Genomic DNA, 20,867 nt, shown 5'->3' on the forward strand with positions numbered 1-20,867 from the left:
ATGCGACTCTTTAACTGGCGCCGCCAGGCGGTACTGAACGCGATGCCGATAGTTCGGCCAAACCAAGTGCGCACGCCCTGGCACGAATTTCTGCGCCGCTTGCGTAAGCAACCTGTGGCGATGTTTGCTGGGATGTTCGTACTGTTTTTGATTGTTATTGCTCTGATTGCGCCATGGATTTCCCCATTCGATGCGGAAAACTATTTTGATTACGACCGGCTCAACGATGGCCCGTCGATGCTGCACTGGTTTGGTGTCGATTCACTCGGGCGCGATATTTTCAGCCGCGTGCTGGTAGGCGCGCAAATATCGCTGGCCGCAGGAGTGTTCTCGGTATTAATCGGCGCGTTGATTGGCACGTTCTTCGGGCTGCTGGCTGGTTATTACGAAGGCTGGTGGGACAGGGTGATTATGCGCATCTGCGATGTGCTGTTTGCTTTTCCGGGGATTTTGCTGGCGATTGCCGTGGTGGCGGTGATGGGCAGCGGCATGTCGAATGTGATTATCGCGGTCGCCATTTTTAGTATTCCTGCGTTCGCTCGCCTGGTACGTGGCAATACGCTGGTACTAAAACATCAAACCTTTATCGAATCGGCGCGCAGTATCGGTGCCTCGGACGCAACCATCATCTTTCGCCATATTCTGCCGGGGACGGTTTCGTCGATTGTGGTCTATTTCACCATGCGTATCGGCACGTCAATTATCTCCGCCGCGAGCTTGTCGTTTTTGGGTTTAGGTGCACAGCCGCCAACCCCGGAGTGGGGGGCAATGTTGAACGAAGCACGAGCCGATATGGTGATTGCACCACATGTGGCTCTTTTCCCGAGTCTGGCGATTTTCCTGACGGTGCTGGCGTTTAATTTGCTGGGGGATGGGCTGCGCGATGCGCTGGATCCGAAGATAAAGGGTTAACCCATTTTATGTTCCCGTCGGGTGACAAGGCATAACTCTGGTAAGGAATGCACCGGTCCTTGTTCGCCCTGCATGGCATTGAGAATAGCGGTTGCCAAATCTTCACCTATCACCTTGAAGGGGACGTCAAAACCCGTAGGTTTTATCGGCAGAAATGATGAGATATCGCTGCTAAAAATTCCGGCAAAGAACGGGTAGTGACAGCGTTGTTGCCGGGTATAAAAGCTTGCTCCTAGCATCTGTAAATCGCTAAGAAATATGATGTAATCAGGAGGCGCGGGCAACTGGTGGAAATAACACAGCGCCTCGAAACCAGACGCCTCACTGATTTCACCCTGGAAGAGATATTCTTCATTCACTTTCAGGTTTTGCTGGCGTAAGGCTTCGCGCCAGGCCTCCGTGAAGATAGCTCCCTGCGCACTCGATTTTTCCAACGTGACCAGCGCAATATTTTTATATCCCGCCATTTTTCCCTGTTGCACCGCTTCTTTTGCCACCGTGGCAAAATCCAGATCTACCCAGTTGAATTCGCCATTCAGGGTAGAGCTGCGCCCAAGCGTGGCAAACGGGAAATTATTTTTATACAAATACTCAATACGAGGATCGTTGATTTGAGTGTTGGTCAGTATGACTGCGTCGGCTTTCTGTTGCTCAACAATTTTTTGTAGCCACAGTTTTTCATCTGCATCGTCCAGTGCCAGGTGCAGGATGGTATCGATATCCTGCTGGCGCAGGCGGGTTTGCAGACCCGCAGCAACGCGCATGAAAAAGGAGGCGGTGTAAAAATTGTCCCGTTCACCGGATGGCAGCAGAAGTGCCACCGTATTAACCTTACCCTTGCGAAGATTCCTACCAGCAGCATTGGGCCGATAACCATACAAATTTGCCGCCTCAAGTACCCGCTTTTGCGTTGCGATGCTCACTTCTGGGTGGCTATTGAGTGCTCTTGATACAGTGGCAATTGAGAGATCCAGTATTTTTGCCAACTCTTTGATATTCATCTATCCCTTTTCCCCAACATGGACGATTGCGCCATATTTATATCGTACACTGCTCAGTTCATCCATTTGGGATGACTGCCACATAAATATATCATGGCAGGCCTGAAAAACTCTAAATAATAAACCTGAGATCACAGTTGCTAGATTTCATAACTTCCTTTGCTCATACCGTTATTGACATGCTGACTAATGTTAACCAGGATCGGAAACGTTTACGGAATCACGGTTGTAATTTCCTTTAAATAATCCGAGGTCATAATGAACACCTTACAAATTAAAAATAATTCGCTGTATTGGTCATGGAATGGTTATTACCTTTCCATTTTTCCTTGGGGTAAAGATAGTTTAAGAATTATTTCAGGTATTCAACCTGACAGTAGTGAAATTCCGGGTTGGGCTTTGCTGGAACAGCCCGATATTGCTGTCAGGTTTGAGCGAGATGATACAAGCCTGACGCTGATTAATGGGGGTGTCAGCGCATGTGTTGACCAGCAAGGACGGATTGCTTTTTATAATCAGAAAAAAGAGTGTTTACTGGAAGAATTATGGCGGCAAAGAGATAACGGTGAGCATTTTTGGGGGCAAGGGAATCAGGCAAAAAATAAAATAAGTGCATTAAAAATATCTGGCCGGGAGATGAAGCCATTAGCAGGGGATGCGTTTGAAATAAATGTCAGGTTTGAAGCTAATCCGCAAGAAAAAATCTCTGGCATGGGGCAGTATCAGCAGCCTTTTATTAATTTGAAAGGTTGTGCCATTGAATTAGCGCAGCGTAATTCCCAAGCCAGTGTGCCGTTTATGGTGTCGAGCCTCGGTTATGGTTTTTTATGGAATAATCCCGCGGTGGGGGAAGCCATTTTTGCGAATAACGAAACACGCTGGCATGCTCAAGCCGCCTCGCATATTGATTACTGGATAACGGCAGGTGATACGCCTGCGCAAATCATCAGAAACTATGCCAACGCCACCGGTAAACCCCCGTTGATGCCCGAATTTGCACTGGGCTTATGGCAATCCAAATTACGTTATCGCACCCAGCATGAGTTGCTGAGTGTTGCTCGTGAATATCGTGATCGTGGAATTCCTCTGGCGGTGATTGTTGCCGATTTCTTCCACTGGCCGGTGCAGGGCGACTGGAAGTTTGATTGCCGGGAATGGCCCGACCCCGCAGCGATGACCGCAGAACTCAAGGAAATGGGGACTGAATTGATGGTTTCAGTCTGGCCGACGGTAGATGTCAAAAGTGAAAATTATCCTGCCATGAACCAGCAGGGCTTGCTGGTGAATACCCGCAAAGGGCTAAACATTAATTTCGATTTTTTAGGCAACAGTCGGTTTATCGACCCGACGAATCCGGAGACACGCAAGTTCGTCTGGGATGTCTGTAAGAAGAACTATTTTGACAACGGCGTGAACCTATTCTGGCTCGATGAAGCAGAGCCAGAATATGGCGTCTATGACTATGATAACTATCGCTATCACATCGGTAACACCCTTGAAACCGGCAATATCTATCCCCTGCATTATAGCGAGGCATTTTACGATGGCCTGCGCGAAGCGGGGCAAAGTAACCCGGTAAACCTGGTGCGCTGTGCATGGGCCGGGAGCCAGCGCTATGGCGCTTTGGTTTGGTCTGGCGATATCCACTCATCATTTGAATCAATGCGTAACCAACTCTGCGCCGGGTTAAGTATGGGCATGGCGGGTATCCCGTGGTGGACCACGGATATTGGCGGGTTCCATGGCGGTGATGTGAGTGACCCGGCTTTTCATGAGCTGCTGGTTCGTTGGTTCCAGTGGGCGGTATTCAGCCCGGTGCTACGCATGCACGGACACCGTGACCCCATTACTGAACCTGAAATTCCTTACCGCGACGGTATCGCACAATGCAACACCGGAGCCGGCAATGAGTTATGGAGTTTTGGTGAATCCACCTTTGCCATTCTCAGCCGTTACGCAGCACTACGAGAAAGGCTGCGGCCCTATCTGCGCAAACTCATGCAGCAAGCCCATGAGACCGGCGAGCCGTTAATGCGTCCGCTGTTCTATCACTATCCGCAGGATGAGCAAGCCTGGCAGCTAACTGACCAATACCTGTTTGGTGAAGACATTCTGGTTGCGCCAGTGGTTAACGCAGGGGAGCGGCAGCGTCGTGTCTGGTTGCCCGCTAACAGCGTGTGGGTTGATGTTGCTTCGGGTGAACGCTATCAGGGCGGCAAGTTCATAAGCGTTGCCGCGCCCCTCGAAACGTTGCCTTTATTTGTGCGTGATGGCGCAGAGGTTCTGGCGCTGGTGGGTCCATTCTGACCCTGGAAAATGCGGAGAGCATAATGAGTGGGATATCTGAAGATTTGGGTATGACCAGCAACTCTGTTGGGCTGGCAAAACTCTCGGTAAGTGAAAAAATAGGCTACGGCCTTGGCGATGCGGGTGGCACGATTGTTACCGGCCTTATTTCGAATTTTTTAACGTTCTTCTATACCGATATTTTTGGGTTAACACCGGCGGTGGTGGGAACACTATTCCTGATATTACGTGTGATTGACGCAATTTCTGATCCGATGATCGGTGTTATTGCCGATCGTACTTCGACCAAAATGGGCCAGTTCCGACCATTTATACTCTGGACTGCCGTTCCATTAGGACTGATTGCATTTCTGACCTTTAGCGTTCCGGATTTAGCTTATCACTGGAAGGTGCTTTATGCGGTGGTGACCTACTTTGCGCTCTCGGTACTTTATTCCCTTAACAACGTGCCTTATTGCGCCCTGATTACCAAAATCACCACTAATCCGCTGGAGCTTGTTTCATGCCAGTCCTGGCGTTTTGCGCTGTGCGGCGTGGCGGGTTTTGCTGTCTCGGTTGGTTTACCGATTATGGTGGATTATTTTGGCAAGGGAAACGCGGTTCGGGGATATCAGTATGGTGTCGGTGTTCTGGCATGTCTGGCCATCGCGATGTTTCTACTGTGTTTTTATGGTGTGAAAGAGCGCGTTGTCGCCCGTAATAATCACACTTTTAATCTGCGTGAGAGCCTGAAAAGTATTCGTCGTAATGATCAGCTTTTACTGACCTTTGTGATGTCGTTATTGATCATTAGCATCTTTAACACCAAAGGCGGTGCTGCCATGTACTTCATTACGTATGTGCTGCATGGCGACGCGACTTATACGTCACTGTTCTTTGGTATGGCGACGCTGGGAGGAATTGCAGGCTCAATTCTGGTGCAATATTTAACCCGTAGTATTGAGATTAAAACCCTCTATTTCTGGGTGAATATCCTTCTGGCCCTTGCTCATTTTGCAGTATGGTTTGTTCCCAGTACCGCGACCACGGCGTGGCTGGTTTTAGTGTTCGTCTGTTGTGTGGTGATGGGCTTTATTTTACCGATGCACTTCACCCTGGTGACCTTTGCCGATACCTATGGCGAATGGAAATCAGGCCGCCGTTCATCGGGCATGAACTTTGCGTTTAACCTGTTTTTTGTCAAGCTGGCCTGGGCTGTCGCCGGGGTTATCGTCAGTGTTTCATTGACCCTTGTGGCTTACCGTTCCGGTATGGAAAACCAGACACCATTGTCTTTGGCGGGGATCACAATGCTTTCCACTGTCATTCCCGGAGTATTGCATTTGTTGCTGGCAGCAACGGTATGGTTTTTCAGGATTGATAACAAAACAGTCGCGCAAATGGAGCAAGAGTTAGGTCGCTAAAGCAAAGAGATATTTGCTGTGGCGTAGTAAAGGGCGGACTATCCCCTCTCCCGTGGGAGAGGGTTAGGGTGAAGGCGTTAAACCACCGTTCCCCACAGGTCATATTCGTCCGCGTTTTCAACCTTCACGCGCACCACATCACCTGGTTTCAGTTTGGTTTCGCCATTGAGATAAACCGCGCCGTCGATTTCTGGAGCATCAGCCATACTGCGGCCAATCGCGCCTTCTTCGTCAACTTCATCAACGATAACCAGAATTTCGCGACCCACTTTTTCTTGCAGACGTTCAGCAGAGATCTGCTGTTGGAGCTGCATGAAACGGTTCCAGCGCTCTTCTTTAACTTCTTCTGGCACAGGATCGGCCAGTTCGTTGGCGGTAGCACCTTCAACCGGGCTGAACTTGAAGCAACCGACGCGATCCAGACGAGCTTCTTTCAGGAAGTCGAGCAGCATCTGGAAATCTTCTTCGGTTTCGCCTGGGAAGCCAACGATGAAGGTAGAACGCAGAGTCAGATCCGGGCAGATCTCGCGCCATTGCTTAATGCGCTGCAACTGGCGATCAACGCTGCCTGGGCGCTTCATCAACTTCAGAATACGTGGGCTGGCGTGCTGCAGAGGGATATCCAGATACGGCAGGATTTTACCTTCCGCCATTAATGGAATCACATCGTCAACGTGTGGATATGGGTAAACGTAGTGCAGACGCGTCCAGACGCCGAGTTTTGCCAGTTGTTCACACAGGCTAACCATGCTGGTTTTCACCGGCTCACCGTTGTAGAAACCGGTGCGGTGCTTAACATCTACGCCGTAGGCCGAGGTATCTTGCGAAATCACCAGCAGCTCTTTCACGCCCGCATCAACCAGACGTTTCGCTTCAGACAACACATCGCCAATCGGACGGCTGTCCAGATCGCCACGCATTGAAGGGATGATGCAGAAGGTGCAACGGTGGTTACAGCCTTCGGAAATTTTCAGGTAAGCGTAGTGACGCGGGGTCAGCTTCACGCCTTGTTCCGGCACCAGGCTCAAGAACGGGTTATGTTTTGGTTTTGGCACATAGTGGTGAACGTGCTGCAAAACTTGCTCATAGCTATGTGGGCCGGTGATTTCCAGAACTTTAGGGTGTACTTGGCGGATTTGATCTTCTTTGGCCCCTAAACAGCCGGTCACAATCACTTTGCCATTTTCGTTCAGCGCTTCACCGATCGCTTCGAGCGACTCTTGTACGGCACTGTCGATAAAGCCACAGGTGTTAACGATAACCATATCGGCATCATCATAGCTAGGCACTACATCGTAACCTTCGGTGCGCAGCTCAGTCAGAATTCGTTCAGAATCGACGAGGTTTTTTGGGCAGCCGAGGGAGACAAAGCCAATACGGGGTTGTTGCATACAGGTCACGCTCACAAAGTAATCAATAAAAGAAAAACCGGGCGATTCTACACGGGTTTTGGGTGTGGCTCTACTGGTTGTTTTTTCCAGCGCACAAGATGAAATTTCAGAATCATTGAAGTGCCTTAGTTTTTGCTTACCTGGGGCGCTGGTTCTATTATCTTCCCGCTCGCCTTAAACATCATCCCCACTAATAGAGATAATACTTAATGCGCAAGATTTTAGCCCTTACCGGTATGCTGACTGCGGTTGCATTGCTTTCGGCCTGTAATGTGATCCCAACCCCTCTCAACACACCGCCTGCGACGGCGCAAAAATTTGTTTGTGGCGGTGAAAAACTCGCTATCGATGGCGACTACGCCTGGTATAACGGCGATCGTTACTCCTATCAAAGTATGAGCGGCGGACAGGCATTTTATCGCTACCACAGCAGTAACTTCGGCCTGAAAAAAGTCGGTGAAAACCGTACCATGCTTGTCGGCCTTGATGCTAAACCTTGTGTGGCGGCAAACTAATTGATGAATTCGCCCCGTCGCCTGAGTACGCTGCTGCTCGGTTTTATGCTGGCGGGATGTGGAACGCTGTCGAATGTTGCTCCTGAGGCTGAAGTGCCGCAAAAAGCCCAGCGAGCGTGCGGGGAGCCCGCAACTCGTGATATCAACCAGTGGTTGCCTGCCATGGTTGAGGAGCAATCACCCGGCATGGTGGTGGGGGTGATTGACGCCCGCAACCAGCGCCGTTATTGGCATTTTGGTGTCACCGATGCCGAGCACAATAAGCCGGTCAATGAACATACCTTGTTTGCCGTGGGGTCGTTGAGTAAAGGCATGACTGCTGAGGCGACCGGGGTTTTAGTGGCGCAGGGGCGCTTGCACTGGTCAGATACGCTCGAAAATTTGCTGCCGCCATCGCTGTCATTAAGCCGTGATGCGAAAAAAATCACGCTGCTGCAACTGGTGACGCATACCTCTGGTTTGCCACGGCAAAACATGGATTTGCCAATGTTGACAGCCTTTATTCGTTATCTTGGCAACGGTGAGAATTTCTATTCTCATCTTGATAGTGACGATGTTGTCGCAGACCTGGCTGACTTCAGCAAACCGGGCAATGCCGAACCGCGTTACTCAAACCTGGGTTATGCGGTGCTCGATTACGTTCTGCGCTACCAGACCGGCCAGCGGGCTGATCAACTGGTGCAATCGCTGATCTTTGATCCTCTCGGGATGCATAACAGCAGTTTTACCCCGCAAAAACTGAAAAGCTATCCGCTACGAGCTATTGGCCATGCGGGAAGCCAGCCGAAATTTATCCCTCGCGGGCAAGTGGTGCCTGACTGGCAATTCACCGGCAATATGCTTGGCGCGGGTGGTTTGTATACCGACACTGCCGATTTACTGACTTTTGCCGCAGCACACCTTGCCAGCACTGGCGATGGAACGTTGGATAAAGCGATTCACGATACGATGCAGGTCTATTATCCACGGGATAAAGAAGCCGCCAATATTGCCTGGGTGACGGATACCTATGGCGAGCAATCCATCACTTATCAGGTGGGATATATTGGCGGTTACTCAAGCTATATAGGTATTGATCGCGTGAATCATTTTGCCGTTGTGGTGCTGCAAAACAGCTTCACCTGGCAAAATAACCTTGGGCACAGTGTGTTACGACAAATGCTTGAGGAGCAGCGTCAGGCTTCGACTTGTAGCGTCAATGCCGCTGCGTAATCCCTTGTTTAACTGCAATTGTTAGCCATTGTAAAGGTTGTTGCCAGGGATCAAAAAACACGGCAAAAAAGACAGGTTAGCTTAAAATTTATCCATACTATAAGTGTGTGTTATCAATTCAAACCACATGGAGGGTAAATGCATGAATGGGGAGCCACTCAAACGAGATCTCTTGAAAAAGATGATTATCGCCAAAATAGACATCGCTGCTTATCTCTCTTTGAGAAAAGCTAAAGGCTATATGTCTGTGATGGAAACTGAGCATCTGCGCGATAACCTGTTTGATTTGTCTACTGAGTATCGTGAGAAGGCTTTACGCCTCAAATTCCACCTTGCAGCGCAAGAAATGGAAAGTATTAACCAGGGAATGAGTGCGGTGTGTTCTGCCGGAGTTTGCCTGATGACCGGGCGCCACGATTGCCCACAATATATCGCCGTTGATGCCGAAAAACTGGAAAGCTGCCTGTCCGAACTTTCCGACAGCCTGAAAGATATTATGGGCCACCAACTGGCCGTAGAGTCGTGATATATGGGGGAGGAGACTCCCCCAATTTAAGTTTTTGTAAAATTGCCATCCTACCAATCCTGGAAGACTAACCTTATCGGGTATACCGATAAGGAGAAGGTTATGCCACGGTCGCCATTACGTTCATTCATCGCCGCAACATTATTATTTTCAGCAAGCTTCAGCTGGGCTGCGGATATCAAAGTTGAGGTGTTACAAAGCAAGCTCGACCACCCATGGTCTTTAGCTTTTTTGCCTGACAACAAAGGGATGCTTATCACGCTGCGTGATGGGCAATTGCGCCGTTGGCAGCCGGGTGAAGGGATGAGTGACCCGATTGTTGGTGTGCCGAAAGTCTGGGCGCATGGACAGGGCGGGTTACTGGATGTGGTTCTGGCACCGGACTTTGAAAAAAGTCGCCGCATCTGGCTGAGTTTTGCCGAAGGCAACAGTGAAGACAAAGCGGGTACTGCCGTGGGTTATGGCACGTTGAGCAGCAATATGCAGCGGCTGGAGAATTTCAAAGTGGTCTTCCGCCAGGCGCCAAAACTCTCAACCGGCAACCATTTTGGCGGGCGCATGGCATTTGATGGCAAAGGCTATCTGTTTATCGCGCTCGGTGAAAATAACCAGCGCTCTACCGCACAGGATCTGGATAAGCTGCAAGGTAAAGTGGTGCGCCTGACGCAAGACGGAGAGGTGCCGCAGGACAATCCATTTGCAGGTAAGCAGGGTGCTCGTAGCGAAATTTGGTCTTACGGGCACCGTAACCCACAAGGGCTGGCGTTTAACCCCGCCAATGGCGAGCTGTGGCTTAATGAGCATGGCCCACGTGGGGGCGATGAAATCAATGTATCTCAACCCGGTAAAAACTACGGTTGGCCGCTGGCAACCTGGGGCATTAATTACAGTGGTTTGCCGATCCCTGAAGCGAAAGGCGAAATTGTGGCAGGCACTGAACAGCCTGTTTATTACTGGAAGGTTTCCCCGGCGGTGAGCGGCATGGCGTTTTACAACGGCGACAAATTCCCGCAGTGGAAAGGGAAGCTATTTATTGGGGCGCTAAAAGAGAAAAACTTGATTGAGCTGACGCTTGCGGGCGATAAGGTCACGGATCAGAAGCGGTTGCTGGACGACCACGGGGCGCGTATTCGTGATGTACGCGTCGGCCCGGACGGCTATCTTTATGTCCTGACCGACGAATCTGACGGGCAATTACTAAAAATTAGCCCATCAGCCTAAGGTATTAACTTAGCGGAATCATCACGACTTTCTTGAATGCCGGGCGCTGGGTCAATTGCTGATACCAACGTTGCAGATTGGGAAAGTCATTCCATTGGATGTCGAGATTAAGAAGGTTGTAAATGCTCGGGCCAAGCGCAATATCGCCGGTACCGAACTCATCACCACCTAACCACGGCTGCTTCGCCAGTTCGGCATCAACCATGGCAAACAGCGTGTTGCACTGCGCGATGCTATCGGCTATCAATTTTTCATCGCGTAATTCAGGCGCTGTTCGTACCAGGCTGAAAAACACGCCGCGATGTGGGCCTGCGAGGGCGGTTCCTGCCCAGTCCATCCACTTTTCACCGTGTGCTCGGGCGGCGGGTTCAGCAACCCACAACGACTCTTTACCATATTGCGCAGCCAAATAACGCACGATGGTATTGGATTCCCACAACGTCAGATTGGTTGCATCATCATGAATGCAGGGCACCAACGCATTAGGATTCATCGCCAGATATTCAGCATCATGCGTTTTACCAAATTTCCCGCCAGCAGGAATTGAGTGATACTCCACGCCTAACTCTTCCAGGCACCACAGCACTTTCTTCACATTAGTCGAATTGTCTCGGCCCCAAACAGTGATCATTTTGTTTCCTCATTCGTTGGTTTCCTCCTCAGTATGCCGTGCGCTGGTGAAGAAAACAGCACGTGAGTTAAACGTCAGGTAAAAAACTCATCAACGTGGCGGCAAGTCGCGCAGTTATCGAATAAACTTAAAAAACTTTACCAACGTTATGTTTCATTAAGATGTTTCCCGCGATAGCTTACTGGCAACTTGAAACATTAAGTCACGGCGCGCGTCGTCACTTTTATAGAATGGATACTGGGTGGTGTTATGAAAACTTTGCAAATCCCTGCTTCGCTTCGAGCATTACTGGCAGGTACAACCCTGCTGTTGATAGCCGCGCCTGCGGTTAGTGCAGAACAGACTGCTGATGCACCGCAAGTTGATGCTAAAGCCTGGATCTTAATGGATTATGCCAGCGGCAAAGTTCTGGCCGAAGGCAATGCCGATCTACAACTGGATCCGGCGAGTCTGACTAAACTGATGACCAGTTATGTGGTTGGGCAGGCTATCAAGGCTGATAAGATCAAGCTTACCGATATGGTCACCATTGGCAAAGATGCCTGGGCCACCGGCAACCCGGCTCTGCGTGGTTCCTCGCTAATGTTCCTGAAACCAGGCGACAAAGTCTCGGTTGAAGACCTGAACAAAGGCGTAATCATCCAGTCAGGCAACGATGCCAGCATTGCAATTGCCGATTATGTGGCAGGTAGTCAGGATTCTTTCGTCAGTTTGATGAACAACTATGCGCAAAAACTGAATCTGACCAACACTACCTTTAAGACCGTTCACGGCCTCGACGCACCTGGGCAATTCAGTACCGCACGTGATATGGCGCTGCTGGGCAGGGCTTTGATTCATGACGTGCCGGAAGAGTACGCCATCCATAAAGAGAAAGAGTTCACCTTTAACAACATCAAGCAGCCGAACCGTAACCGCTTGCTGTGGAGCTCCAATCTTAACGTTGACGGGATGAAAACCGGCACCACAGAAGGCGCAGGCTATAACCTGGTCGCATCGGCAACGTCTGGCGATATGCGTTTGATTTCCGTGGTGTTAGGCACCAAAACCGATCGAGTTCGTTTCAATGAAAGTGAAAAGTTGCTGACGTGGGGTTTCCGCTTCTTTGAAACCGTTACACCGATTAAACCGGATGCCACTTTTGTGACTCAACGCGTGTGGTTTGGGGATAAAAGCGAAGTGAATTTGGGGGCCGGGGAAGGTGGCTCTGTCACTATTCCACGTGGCCAGTTGAAGAATCTGAAAGCGAGTTTCTCGCTGACCCAACCGCAGCTTACCGCGCCGCTTAAGAAAGGCCAGGTGGTTGGCACCATCGATTTCCAGCTTAATGGTAAATCAATTGAGCAGCGCCCTCTGATGGTGATGGAAGCAGTCGAAGAGGGTGGTTTCTTTAGTCGGATGTGGGATTTTGTGTTGATGAAGTTTCATTCTTGGTTCGGCAGCTGGTTCTAATACCCTTCATATTTTGAGTTGCAGGGGTGTTGGCTACGGCCATTCACCCCAGTCACTTACTTATGTAAGCTCCTGGGGATTCACGTCCTTGCCGCCTACCTGCAATCTCAAACTATTTTGGGTATAGCTTATTTATTACCACTCGAGATGAATATTCTCCGACGCGGCAAATTCAACAAACGCCGCATCAGGCTCTTCGTTACTGATAATCAAATCAAAAGCAGCAAGTGGTCCCATACAGGCTGAGCGCACTTTGCCAAATTTACTGCTGTCCACGACCAGCACACGCTGTTGCGCCATCGCTAATGCCCAATTTTTTACTGGCAGTTCATCGAGATTAAAACAGGTTGCCCCGTGACGGGTGTGAATGCCTGCCGCCGAGAAGAAGGCGATATCCGGGCAAAAATTGTTCAGGCACTCCTGGAAGTTAATCGGCTTGAAAATCGCATTGCTGGAATGAAACTCACCTCCGCTCAAAATCACCCGGCAGCCTGGTTTATCTTGTAGCGCCAGGAAGGTGTTTAACGAGTAACACACCCCGGTAAATTGCAGCTCATCGTCCAGCGCTTCAATGATGTATGGGGTGGTGGTACCGCAGTCAAAAAATACCGTCTGATGTGGGCGAACCATTGCTGCTGCAAGGCGCGCAGCATGGCGCTTTTCGTCAATGCGGCGGGTTTTCTGATCGCTTAACAAATAATGGTTGGCGGTGACGCTACGTGGTTCGAGAACCACATAGCCGCCCAATAACACCACGGGACCGGATTCACTGTTGAGGTCGCGGCGAATGGTCATTTCAGAGACACCGAGTAGCGCCGAAGCCTCTTTAAGATGAATTTTGTCGCTGCGTTTAAGCGCCTGAATGAGGCGGTTGATGCGTTCGTCGCGCCGGGTTTCCATGATGCCCTCTGAATATGAAAAACCCGGCATCGCCGGGTTTCGATTAACGCATCTTACCTTTGCAAAAACAGTTAGTCACGCACCCAGCCTTTGCGGATAGGCAGGGCAAAACAGAATCGATAAGCCTGATGCAGGCGGGCGTGAAGTTGCACCCCGAACCAGTTCCATGCCATTTGAGCCAGTAAACAAGAACACAGGCCCACCAGCAAACCACCGAGCATATCCAACGGCCAGTGCACGCCGAGATAAACACGCGACCAGGCAATCGCACAACCAATCACAAATAACACCACGCCCGACCACACACGGTGCCAGAACAAAAACGCCAGCGCGAAGGTGAAAATCACCGTGCCATGGTCACTTGGGTATGAGTCATCCGGCGCATGGTGCAGGAAGTTAAAGCCAAATCCTGTCACGAACGGGCGGTCATGCGGGAAGCTATGGCCAATAATCCACGACAGCGAAACGCTGATGAGAATCGCCAGTGCAGTCTTAATCACCACCGCACGTTGGGCGCTCATATGGCGGCGTTGCCCCCATAGCCAGAGAATGGCAATCAACAACGGCACAATATTAATTAAATCTTTCGCGATAAAAATGGCGAGCTTAATCAGCCACTCAGGTGAGTCAGGTGTGGCATTAATCAGCAAAAAAAGTGTCTGATTGAGTTGTTCGATCATATCTATTTTGGTTCCTTTATCAGCCGGTTGAAGATGATGCCGTACACCATGCATCGTGACCATAGGACGACAGCCTACTTTGAGCTTCTTAAGAAAACCTTAAACAACTGAACGATTGCTCTGCTTAAATAACAATTCACTATCTACCGCGATGCCAATTTATTACAATTCGCGCGTTTTCTTCTCTCTTGAGTTTCTCATGCAAAATAATAAGCGACTGGGTCGCCAGGCACTGCTATTCCCGCTGTGTCTGGTGCTCTATGAATTTTCTACGTATATCGGCAACGACATGATCCAGCCAGGCATGCTGGCGGTTGTCGAACAATACAACGCGGGAATCGAATGGGTACCGACCTCCATGACCGCGTATCTGGCTGGAGGCATGTTCCTGCAGTGGCTGTTAGGGCCGCTGTCTGACCGTATTGGTCGCCGTCCGGTGATGTTGACTGGCGTGGTGTGGTTTATCGTCACTTGCCTCGCAACACTTCTGGCACAAAACATTGAGCAGTTCACCATCCTTCGTTTCTTGCAGGGCGTTAGCCTGTGCTTTATTGGCGCGGTGGGTTACGCGGCAATTCAGGAATCTTTCGAAGAGGCGGTGTGTATCAAAATCACCGCGTTGATGGCGAACGTTGCGCTGATTGCGCCGCTGCTCGGCCCGTTGGTTGGGGCTGCATGGATTCACTACGCGCCATGGGAAACGATGTTTGTGTTGTTCGCGGCACTGGCGGCATTCTCATTCTTCGGTCTGCATCGCGCAATGCCGGAAACCGCGACGCGTTTGGGCGAAAAGCTCTCACTGCGAGATTTGGGCCACGACTACAAGCTGGTGCTCAAGAATGGGCGCTTTGTGGCGGGAGCGCTGGCCATCGGTTTTGTTAGCCTGCCGCTTCTGGCGTGGATTGCGCAATCGCCGATCATCATTATTAGCGGTGAAAAGCTTTCGACCTATGAGTACGGCTTGTTGCAGGTGCCAATTTTTGGCGCATTGATTATCGGCAACCTGGTGCTGGCGCGGTTAACTTCTCGTCGTAGCGTACGTTCGCTGATAATCATGGGCGGCTGGTGGATTGTACCAGGGCTGGTCGTCGCCGCAGTGGCGACCGTGGCGTCAACACATGCTTATTTGTGGATGACGGCTGGATTGAGTATCTACGCATTTGGTATTGGCCTTGCCAACGCAGGACTGGTGCGTCTGACATTGTTTGCCAGTGATATGAGCAAAGGCACCGTTTCGGCGGCGATGGGGATGTTACAGATGTTTATCTTCACCGTGGGTATCGAAGTAAGCAAACATGCCTATCTGTTCGGCGGTAACGGTTTGTTCAGCCTGTTGAATTTGCTGGGCGGCGTGATTTGGTTAGGTTTGATGTTTGTGTTCTTAAAAGATAAGACGGTCGGCAACAGAACGGATGTGTAATTTTCCGGGCTTGAGGTTAAGGGCCATTGAGGATTCGTCACGTTCAGGGGAATGGTTCTGTACTGTTCCCCTGAACGTCAGCACTAATTAATCCGTGTGCCGCTGTGCTCATCAAACAGATGCGTTAGCTGAACGTTTGGCAGTAAGCGCATTTCACTCCCCGGTTTTGTTTGTATCCTGTCTCTGAAGACGGCAATCGCCTTTTGATTGCCGATATTAAGGGCAATCTGTGTTTCCGCACCTGTGGGTTCTACGACATTCACTTCTGCCACCACGCCTCCTTGTGAAACCTGAGAGAAATGCTCTGGCCGCACGCCATACAAGACTCGTTGTCCCTGTACGCCAGCAGGCACGTTGGCTAACGGCAGACGCAAACCATCATCGGTGACCACCGATTCACGGTCGACTATGCCGCTTAGTAAATTCATGGAAGGGGAGCCAATAAACCCGGCGACAAATGCATTGCGTGGGCGATCGTACAGCTCAAGTGGCGTCCCGACTTGCTCGATGACCCCGTCTTTGAGTACCACAATCCTGTCGGCCATCGTCATCGCTTCGACTTGATCATGAGTCACATAAACCATGGTGGCGTTCAGGCGCTGGTGCAGCGCTTTAATTTCCGTTCGCATCTCGACCCGCAGCTTGGCGTCAAGGTTTGACAACGGTTCGTCAAAAAGGAACACGCGTGGGTTGCGCAAAATAGCCCGGCCCATGGCCACACGCTGACGCTGACCGCCAGAAAGCTGGCCAGGTTTTCGCTTGAGCAACGAGGATAAACCCAGAGTTTGTGCCAACTGAGCGACGCGTTCATCAATCAGCAGTTTTGCTACGCCCTGCATCTTGAGCGAAAACCCCATGTTCTCTGCCACGGTCATATGCGGATATAACGCATAGTTCTGGAACACCATCGCGATATTTCGCTCTTGCGGAGAAATATCGTTAACGATTTCACCATCGAGCGCTATCTCACCGTCGGTAGTGCTTTCAAGCCCAGCAATCATGCGCAGCAGAGTGGATTTCCCGCATCCAGAAGGGCCAACCAGTGCGACAAACTCGCCTTCGCGAATAGTTAATTCCAGCCCGTTGATTATCACGTTATCTTCATAACGTTTATGAATATTGCTTAACGTAATCGTTGCCATGATTTAATCCTTGAGACCGCCAGCAGTCAGGCCGTGAACAAGATAGCGGCGCACCAGCAGTGTAAATGCCACAACCGGAAGCATGACCAGCGTGCCGCTGGCCGCTATTTTGCTCCACTCCCATCCTTCGTACTGGAGAAAATTGACGATAGCCACCGGTGCCGTGACGGCCTGAGTGCGAGTCAGGATCAAGGCATAGAAGAAATCGTTCCACGAAAAAATAAAACACAGAATGGCGGTCGCCGCTAAGCCTGGAGCCACAAGTGGTAGCGTTATGGTCCAGAATGTTCGCCATATAGAACAGCCATCAAGCCAGGCCGCCTCTTCTAAAGCTGGAGGGACGGCTGCAAAAAAGGTCTGCATCAGCCAGATAACAATCGCCAGGTTGAAGGTGAGATAGACAATCGCCAGCCCGATGACCGTGTCCTGCAAACCTAACCAGCGCCAGGCGAGATAAAAGGGGATGGTGAACGCTATGGGCGGTGCCATACGGGTCACCAGAATCCAGAGTGCAACGTATCTGCGCCCGGGGAATTGCCAGCGTGTTAATACCCATGCTGCGGGAACGCCGATGACCAGCGAAAGTCCTGTTGATAGCGTACTTACCAGTAGACTGTTACCAAACGAATGGAGAAAATTCCCCTGCCAGAGTGCGCGAAAGGCATCAAGCGTCGGGGTAAACCACAGCGAGAGATCAAACACCTCAATAGCCGGTCGAAAGGCCATCACCACCATCCACAGGAAGGGGGAAAGCACCGCCAACAGTAATAGCCAGGTCGCGACTTCCCGACTGCCGCGCAGACGAAATGACTTTCTGCGCCGGGTGCTGCCAGAAACTTGTTCAAGCGCTAGTTTTTCGCTCATCGCTCCACCCCGCTTTGCCAATGATATAGCTCAGGACAAATACCCCGACAAGAATCACCACGGCGATCGCGCTGCCATAGCCCCAGTACGAGAAATTAAATGCCTGAATGAAGCCGTAATAGTTGGTGACTTCAGTGACTGTGCCTGGCCCGCCATCGGTCAAAATGTAAATCAGCGGGAAGGCTTTAAAGCTGTCGATAAGCCGGAAGAGGGCGCAGACCACCAACACCGGTTTGATGTATGGCAGCACGATATAGCGGAAGATAATATGTGCACGAGCGCCGTCCAGACTTGCGGCTTCTAGCGGGTCGCGGGGGATCATCTGCAAAGCCGCGAGCACCATTAACATGGTAAACGGGAACCACTGCCAGATATCCGCCACCGCAATCGCCCATAATGCCGTTGCAGGATTGGCAATCAGCGAATTGAGGGTGATTCCCCATAGCTCTAAGACTTGATGCAGCGGGCTAATATCCGGCGTGTAAATGATTTTCCAGATAAGCGCCACGATAATCGGTGGGAGCACCATGGGAATCAAAAATAATGTCCTGGCAGTATGCAACCACGTTGATGCACCATTTAATAGCAACGCTAAACCCAGCCCAATAATCACCTGGAATAACACGCTGACTACCGATAATTTTATTTGCGTAATAATAGAATTAAGAAAACGTGGATCCTCGAGAAGTTGCCGGTAATTAATTAACGGGTCGCTAAAATTAAATGTTTCCTGGGGATTTGTCAGGCTTAACGGTGTCAGGCTGGTAATAACTAATGCCATCGCCGGTAATAACGTAATCACCACCAGCAAAATAATTGACGGCATTAACCCGGCAAACCAGGCGTTACGCTGTTGGCTACGCCAGTTGATTTTACCCTTCATCAAGGCTCCTTAGATTTTCGCACCCGAGCGTTTGAGATCGGCAATCGACGCAGTTTGAGCTTGCTGCATTGCTTGTTTCGCTGAAAGCTGACCCGAAATAATCAACGCGATAGCCTTATTAAGCTGCTGGTCAACCTGAGGATAAACATCCACTGTGCGGTATTTCATGTAGCCACCCTGGGCTGCACGTTCAATGGCGCTGAGCGAAAGCTGAGCCAAATCGACACCGTTGATAATTTGCTTGCTGCGATAGGCCTGGGAATCAATATCGCTCCGGCGTGTTGGCGAACCATACCCCGCCTGAACCGCACGTTGCGTGGTTTGCTTAGAAAGCGCCCACTGAATAAATGCCCACGCGGCTTCTTTATTTTTCGAACCGGCAGGGATGCCCAGAGCGTGTACCGCCATTCCCGGGAAGCGCCCCGCAGGCCCTTGTACCAATTGGCCGAAATTCACGGTTTTTAATGTCCGTGAAGACGCCGGGTCGCCAAGCTGTGCAAGGTAGGCCTGGCTTGAGTCGGAGAAATTAACGCGTCCTAATTTTAATGCCTGAGTCGATTGATCAGCGGTGTAAGTCAGGCCACCGTTCGGGCCAAACTCGCGGATAAGTCGTGCAAAATAGTCCGCTGCGGCGATAGCCTCTGGGGTATCAAGTGTCGGGAATAGGTCGTCAGGCGGATTGCGGAATACGTTGCCGCCAAACGCTTGCAGATAAGGAATGAACGTCCAGCCGTAATGGCTATCGGTCACATAAGCCGACACACGTTCCTTTTTATTGACGGCCTGGAAAACCTTAACCAGATCGTCGGTGGTATCAGGGTATTTGAGCCCGGCTTGTGTCACCAAATCAAAGCGCGAGGCGCCTGATAGCATCCCTTCGAGTACCCACGGAATGCCGTAAAGTTTGCCATCCCGCCCGGTTTCCGGCCCCAGGCCGCCGGCCAGGAAGTCGTGCACATCCCACTCGGCACTGGTCAGGTTTGGGTTGGCGATAAATTCATCCAGCGGCGTTAACCAGCCGGAGTTTATCCAGCGGCTGGTGTAGATAAAGGTCACGTTGACCACGTCGTAGGCGGAACTTTTGGTGGACAACTCGAGATCTGCTCGCTGGTTATAAACCGGAAATGCAGGCGTATCGAAGTTCACTTTCGCCCCGGTCAACGCTTCAAATTCCGGTAGCCACTGGCGCAGTAAAGTGGGGTAGGCGGTGCTAAACGTCGAGACATTCAGCGTCACGCCATCATACTTTTTGGCACCATTAGCGCCGCGTGCAAAAGACGGTACCATCGCATAAACCCCGAAGGCCGCCATCGCTTTCAATAAATCCCGACGTTGCATCATTCTCTTCCTTTTTATTTCGCGGCTTAGGCCACTTCGCTGACGGGAGATTGCGCGTCCGGGCGGCTCAAGGTGCGGCTACGGCTGCCATCAACGGCAACAGCGGCATCGCCCTCAATGGTGACGCGGCGTACGAGACGCGGTTGCGTACCGTAATCATTGACCGCGTAATGCTGGGTGGCCCGGTTATCCCAAATCACTACGTCATCTTGCTGCCACTGCCAGCGCACGGTGTTTTCCAGTTGGATGACACGGTTTTGCAGCAGCTCAAACAGGCGTGCCGATTCACGGCTGCTAAAGCCGGATAAGCGTTTGAAGAAATGCCCGAGCAGTAGTGCCTTTTCGCCGCTGACAGGGTGCACATGGACAACCGGATGCTCAGCCTCATAAACCGCAGAAACAAAGACCTTACGGTGATGATCCAGGCGCTGCTGTTCGGCCACAATACGGTCTGCGCCATAGTCATAATCATTGCTGTGCACCGCTCGCAGGCTTTCAGCAAAGCGCTTTAACTCTTCAGGCAGGTTTTCATAAGCCGTCGCGGTATTTGCCCACACGGTATCGCCACCGTATTCAGGGATTTTGACGCCACGTAAAATAGAAATTTTTGGGAAGGCCTCAACGAAGGTGACATCGGTATGCCAGGAATCCGCTCTGCCGCCGCCTTTTGAGGCATCCAGTTCGAAGAGTTTGGTGCCGGTAGGCGCCGGAACGGTAGGGTGTGCCACCACTTTGCCAAACCGTGCACCAAATGCCTGGTGAGATTCGTCATTTAATTGTGTCTGCTTACGGAAAAAGAGAACTTTATATTTCACCAGAGCAGCTTCTATTTGTGAAAATATATTTTCATCGATGTCAGGTATTATTTTGAAGTCAACAATCTCAGCGCCAATATTTCCGGCAACGCGGCGAATAGTCAGATTTTTAAATTCAACGTCAGGATGTGAAGAATGAATTGTCATAGTGGTGGACCATTAATGGTGAAGTGAGTCCGCAGTATAAAAATTACAAATTGATAACTTAAATAACGATTATGCATAACTTAAAGATTTGCTGGTGGGAAAGCTTA

The 20,867-nt window shown here is 50.7% G+C and carries 19 protein-coding genes; 9 read left to right on the top strand and 10 right to left on the bottom strand.

What is annotated here, in order from left to right:
• Positions 1 to 912 carry a glutathione ABC transporter permease GsiD gene (gene gsiD / locus EDF88_RS14155; RefSeq protein ID WP_134185277.1) on the top strand — a complete coding sequence of 304 codons (912 nt, stop codon included), beginning with the start codon at positions 1 to 3 and terminating at the stop codon, positions 910 to 912.
• Here gsiD and EDF88_RS14160 read toward each other — a convergent pair.
• The gene (locus tag EDF88_RS14160; protein ID WP_134185279.1) at positions 909 to 1,913 is read right to left on the bottom strand and encodes a LacI family DNA-binding transcriptional regulator; all 1,005 of its coding nucleotides are present in this window, start codon (positions 1,911 to 1,913) and stop codon (positions 909 to 911) included. The two genes, gsiD and EDF88_RS14160, sit on opposite strands and share 4 nt — an antisense overlap.
• A gap of 258 nt (positions 1,914 to 2,171) precedes the next feature.
• Here EDF88_RS14160 and EDF88_RS14165 point away from each other — a divergent pair, with 258 nt between their 5' ends.
• Both EDF88_RS14165 and EDF88_RS14170 read left to right on the top strand, forming a co-directional pair.
• Positions 2,172 to 4,220 carry a glycoside hydrolase family 31 protein gene (locus EDF88_RS14165; protein ID WP_134185281.1) on the top strand — a complete coding sequence of 683 codons (2,049 nt, stop codon included), beginning with the start codon at positions 2,172 to 2,174 and terminating at the stop codon, positions 4,218 to 4,220.
• Between the two features lie 23 nt (positions 4,221 to 4,243).
• Entirely contained in the window at positions 4,244 to 5,623 is a 1,380-nt protein-coding gene (locus EDF88_RS14170; RefSeq protein ID WP_243839620.1) for an MFS transporter, read from the top strand.
• Between the two features lie 77 nt (positions 5,624 to 5,700).
• On the opposite strand, the gene rimO is transcribed toward EDF88_RS14170, so the two are convergent.
• The gene (gene rimO / locus EDF88_RS14175) at positions 5,701 to 7,014 is read right to left on the bottom strand and encodes a 30S ribosomal protein S12 methylthiotransferase RimO (RefSeq protein WP_134185283.1); all 1,314 of its coding nucleotides are present in this window, start codon (positions 7,012 to 7,014) and stop codon (positions 5,701 to 5,703) included.
• Positions 7,015 to 7,223: 209 nt separating this feature from the next.
• Between rimO and EDF88_RS14180 the strand changes: the two genes are divergently transcribed.
• The 4 genes from EDF88_RS14180 to EDF88_RS14195 all read left to right on the top strand — a co-directional run bounded on the left by EDF88_RS14180 (position 7,224) and on the right by EDF88_RS14195 (position 10,488).
• Positions 7,224 to 7,529: a hypothetical protein gene (locus EDF88_RS14180; protein ID WP_064559627.1), complete on the top strand. Its 306-nt coding sequence runs from the start codon at positions 7,224 to 7,226 to the stop codon at positions 7,527 to 7,529.
• A 3-nt stretch (positions 7,530 to 7,532) separates the two neighbouring features.
• Positions 7,533 to 8,741 (top strand): serine hydrolase domain-containing protein, encoded by a 1,209-nt coding sequence (locus tag EDF88_RS14185; RefSeq protein WP_134185285.1) that lies wholly within the window; start codon positions 7,533 to 7,535, stop codon positions 8,739 to 8,741.
• Between the two features lie 142 nt (positions 8,742 to 8,883).
• Positions 8,884 to 9,267, top strand: a complete 384-nt coding sequence (locus tag EDF88_RS14190) for a biofilm formation regulator BssR (RefSeq protein WP_134185287.1) — start codon at positions 8,884 to 8,886, stop codon at positions 9,265 to 9,267.
• 102 nt (positions 9,268 to 9,369) lie between these two features.
• Entirely contained in the window at positions 9,370 to 10,488 is a 1,119-nt protein-coding gene (locus EDF88_RS14195; RefSeq protein ID WP_134185289.1) for a PQQ-dependent sugar dehydrogenase, read from the top strand.
• Positions 10,489 to 10,492: 4 nt separating this feature from the next.
• On the opposite strand, the gene EDF88_RS14200 is transcribed toward EDF88_RS14195, so the two are convergent.
• A complete protein-coding gene (locus tag EDF88_RS14200; RefSeq protein WP_134185291.1) occupies positions 10,493 to 11,119 on the bottom strand; it encodes a glutathione S-transferase family protein in 627 nt (208 codons plus the stop codon).
• Between the two features lie 249 nt (positions 11,120 to 11,368).
• On the opposite strand from EDF88_RS14200, the gene dacC reads away from it, so the two are divergent.
• Positions 11,369 to 12,571, top strand: a complete 1,203-nt coding sequence (dacC, locus tag EDF88_RS14205; RefSeq protein WP_134185293.1) for a serine-type D-Ala-D-Ala carboxypeptidase — start codon at positions 11,369 to 11,371, stop codon at positions 12,569 to 12,571.
• Positions 12,572 to 12,706: 135 nt separating this feature from the next.
• Here the strand turns inward: dacC and deoR are convergent, their stop codons facing one another.
• Positions 12,707 to 13,471 carry a DNA-binding transcriptional repressor DeoR gene (deoR, locus tag EDF88_RS14210; RefSeq protein WP_134185295.1) on the bottom strand — a complete coding sequence of 255 codons (765 nt, stop codon included), beginning with the start codon at positions 13,469 to 13,471 and terminating at the stop codon, positions 12,707 to 12,709.
• Positions 13,472 to 13,542: 71 nt separating this feature from the next.
• Entirely contained in the window at positions 13,543 to 14,151 is a 609-nt protein-coding gene (gene ybjG / locus EDF88_RS14215) for an undecaprenyl-diphosphate phosphatase (RefSeq protein WP_134185297.1), read from the bottom strand.
• Positions 14,152 to 14,350: 199 nt separating this feature from the next.
• Between ybjG and EDF88_RS14220 the strand changes: the two genes are divergently transcribed.
• Positions 14,351 to 15,571, top strand: a complete 1,221-nt coding sequence (locus EDF88_RS14220; RefSeq protein ID WP_064512406.1) for an MFS transporter — start codon at positions 14,351 to 14,353, stop codon at positions 15,569 to 15,571.
• An 83-nt stretch (positions 15,572 to 15,654) separates the two neighbouring features.
• Here EDF88_RS14220 and ugpC read toward each other — a convergent pair whose 3' ends face one another.
• Genes ugpC through EDF88_RS14245 form a run of 5 tightly spaced genes read right to left on the bottom strand, consistent with a single transcriptional unit; the run spans position 15,655 to position 20,760 of the window.
• On the bottom strand, positions 15,655 to 16,713 hold the full coding sequence (gene ugpC, locus EDF88_RS14225) for a sn-glycerol-3-phosphate ABC transporter ATP-binding protein UgpC (protein ID WP_134185299.1): 1,059 nt from the start codon (positions 16,711 to 16,713) through the stop codon (positions 15,655 to 15,657).
• Between the two features lie 3 nt (positions 16,714 to 16,716).
• A complete protein-coding gene (locus EDF88_RS14230) occupies positions 16,717 to 17,577 on the bottom strand; it encodes a carbohydrate ABC transporter permease (protein WP_134185301.1) in 861 nt (286 codons plus the stop codon).
• Complete coding sequence (locus EDF88_RS14235; RefSeq protein WP_134185303.1) at positions 17,555 to 18,460, bottom strand: sugar ABC transporter permease; 906 nt, start codon at positions 18,458 to 18,460, stop codon at positions 17,555 to 17,557. The genes EDF88_RS14230 and EDF88_RS14235 overlap by 23 nt, the downstream gene beginning before the upstream one ends.
• Before the next feature lie 9 nt (positions 18,461 to 18,469).
• The gene (locus tag EDF88_RS14240) at positions 18,470 to 19,801 is read right to left on the bottom strand and encodes an extracellular solute-binding protein (protein ID WP_134185305.1); all 1,332 of its coding nucleotides are present in this window, start codon (positions 19,799 to 19,801) and stop codon (positions 18,470 to 18,472) included.
• A 23-nt stretch (positions 19,802 to 19,824) separates the two neighbouring features.
• A complete protein-coding gene (locus EDF88_RS14245; protein ID WP_134185307.1) occupies positions 19,825 to 20,760 on the bottom strand; it encodes a TauD/TfdA family dioxygenase in 936 nt (311 codons plus the stop codon).
• Between the last annotated feature and the right edge of the window lie 107 nt (positions 20,761 to 20,867).

The sequence above is a fragment of the Buttiauxella sp. BIGb0552 genome (assembly GCF_004366275.1).
GTDB lineage: Bacteria > Pseudomonadota > Gammaproteobacteria > Enterobacterales > Enterobacteriaceae > Buttiauxella > Buttiauxella gaviniae.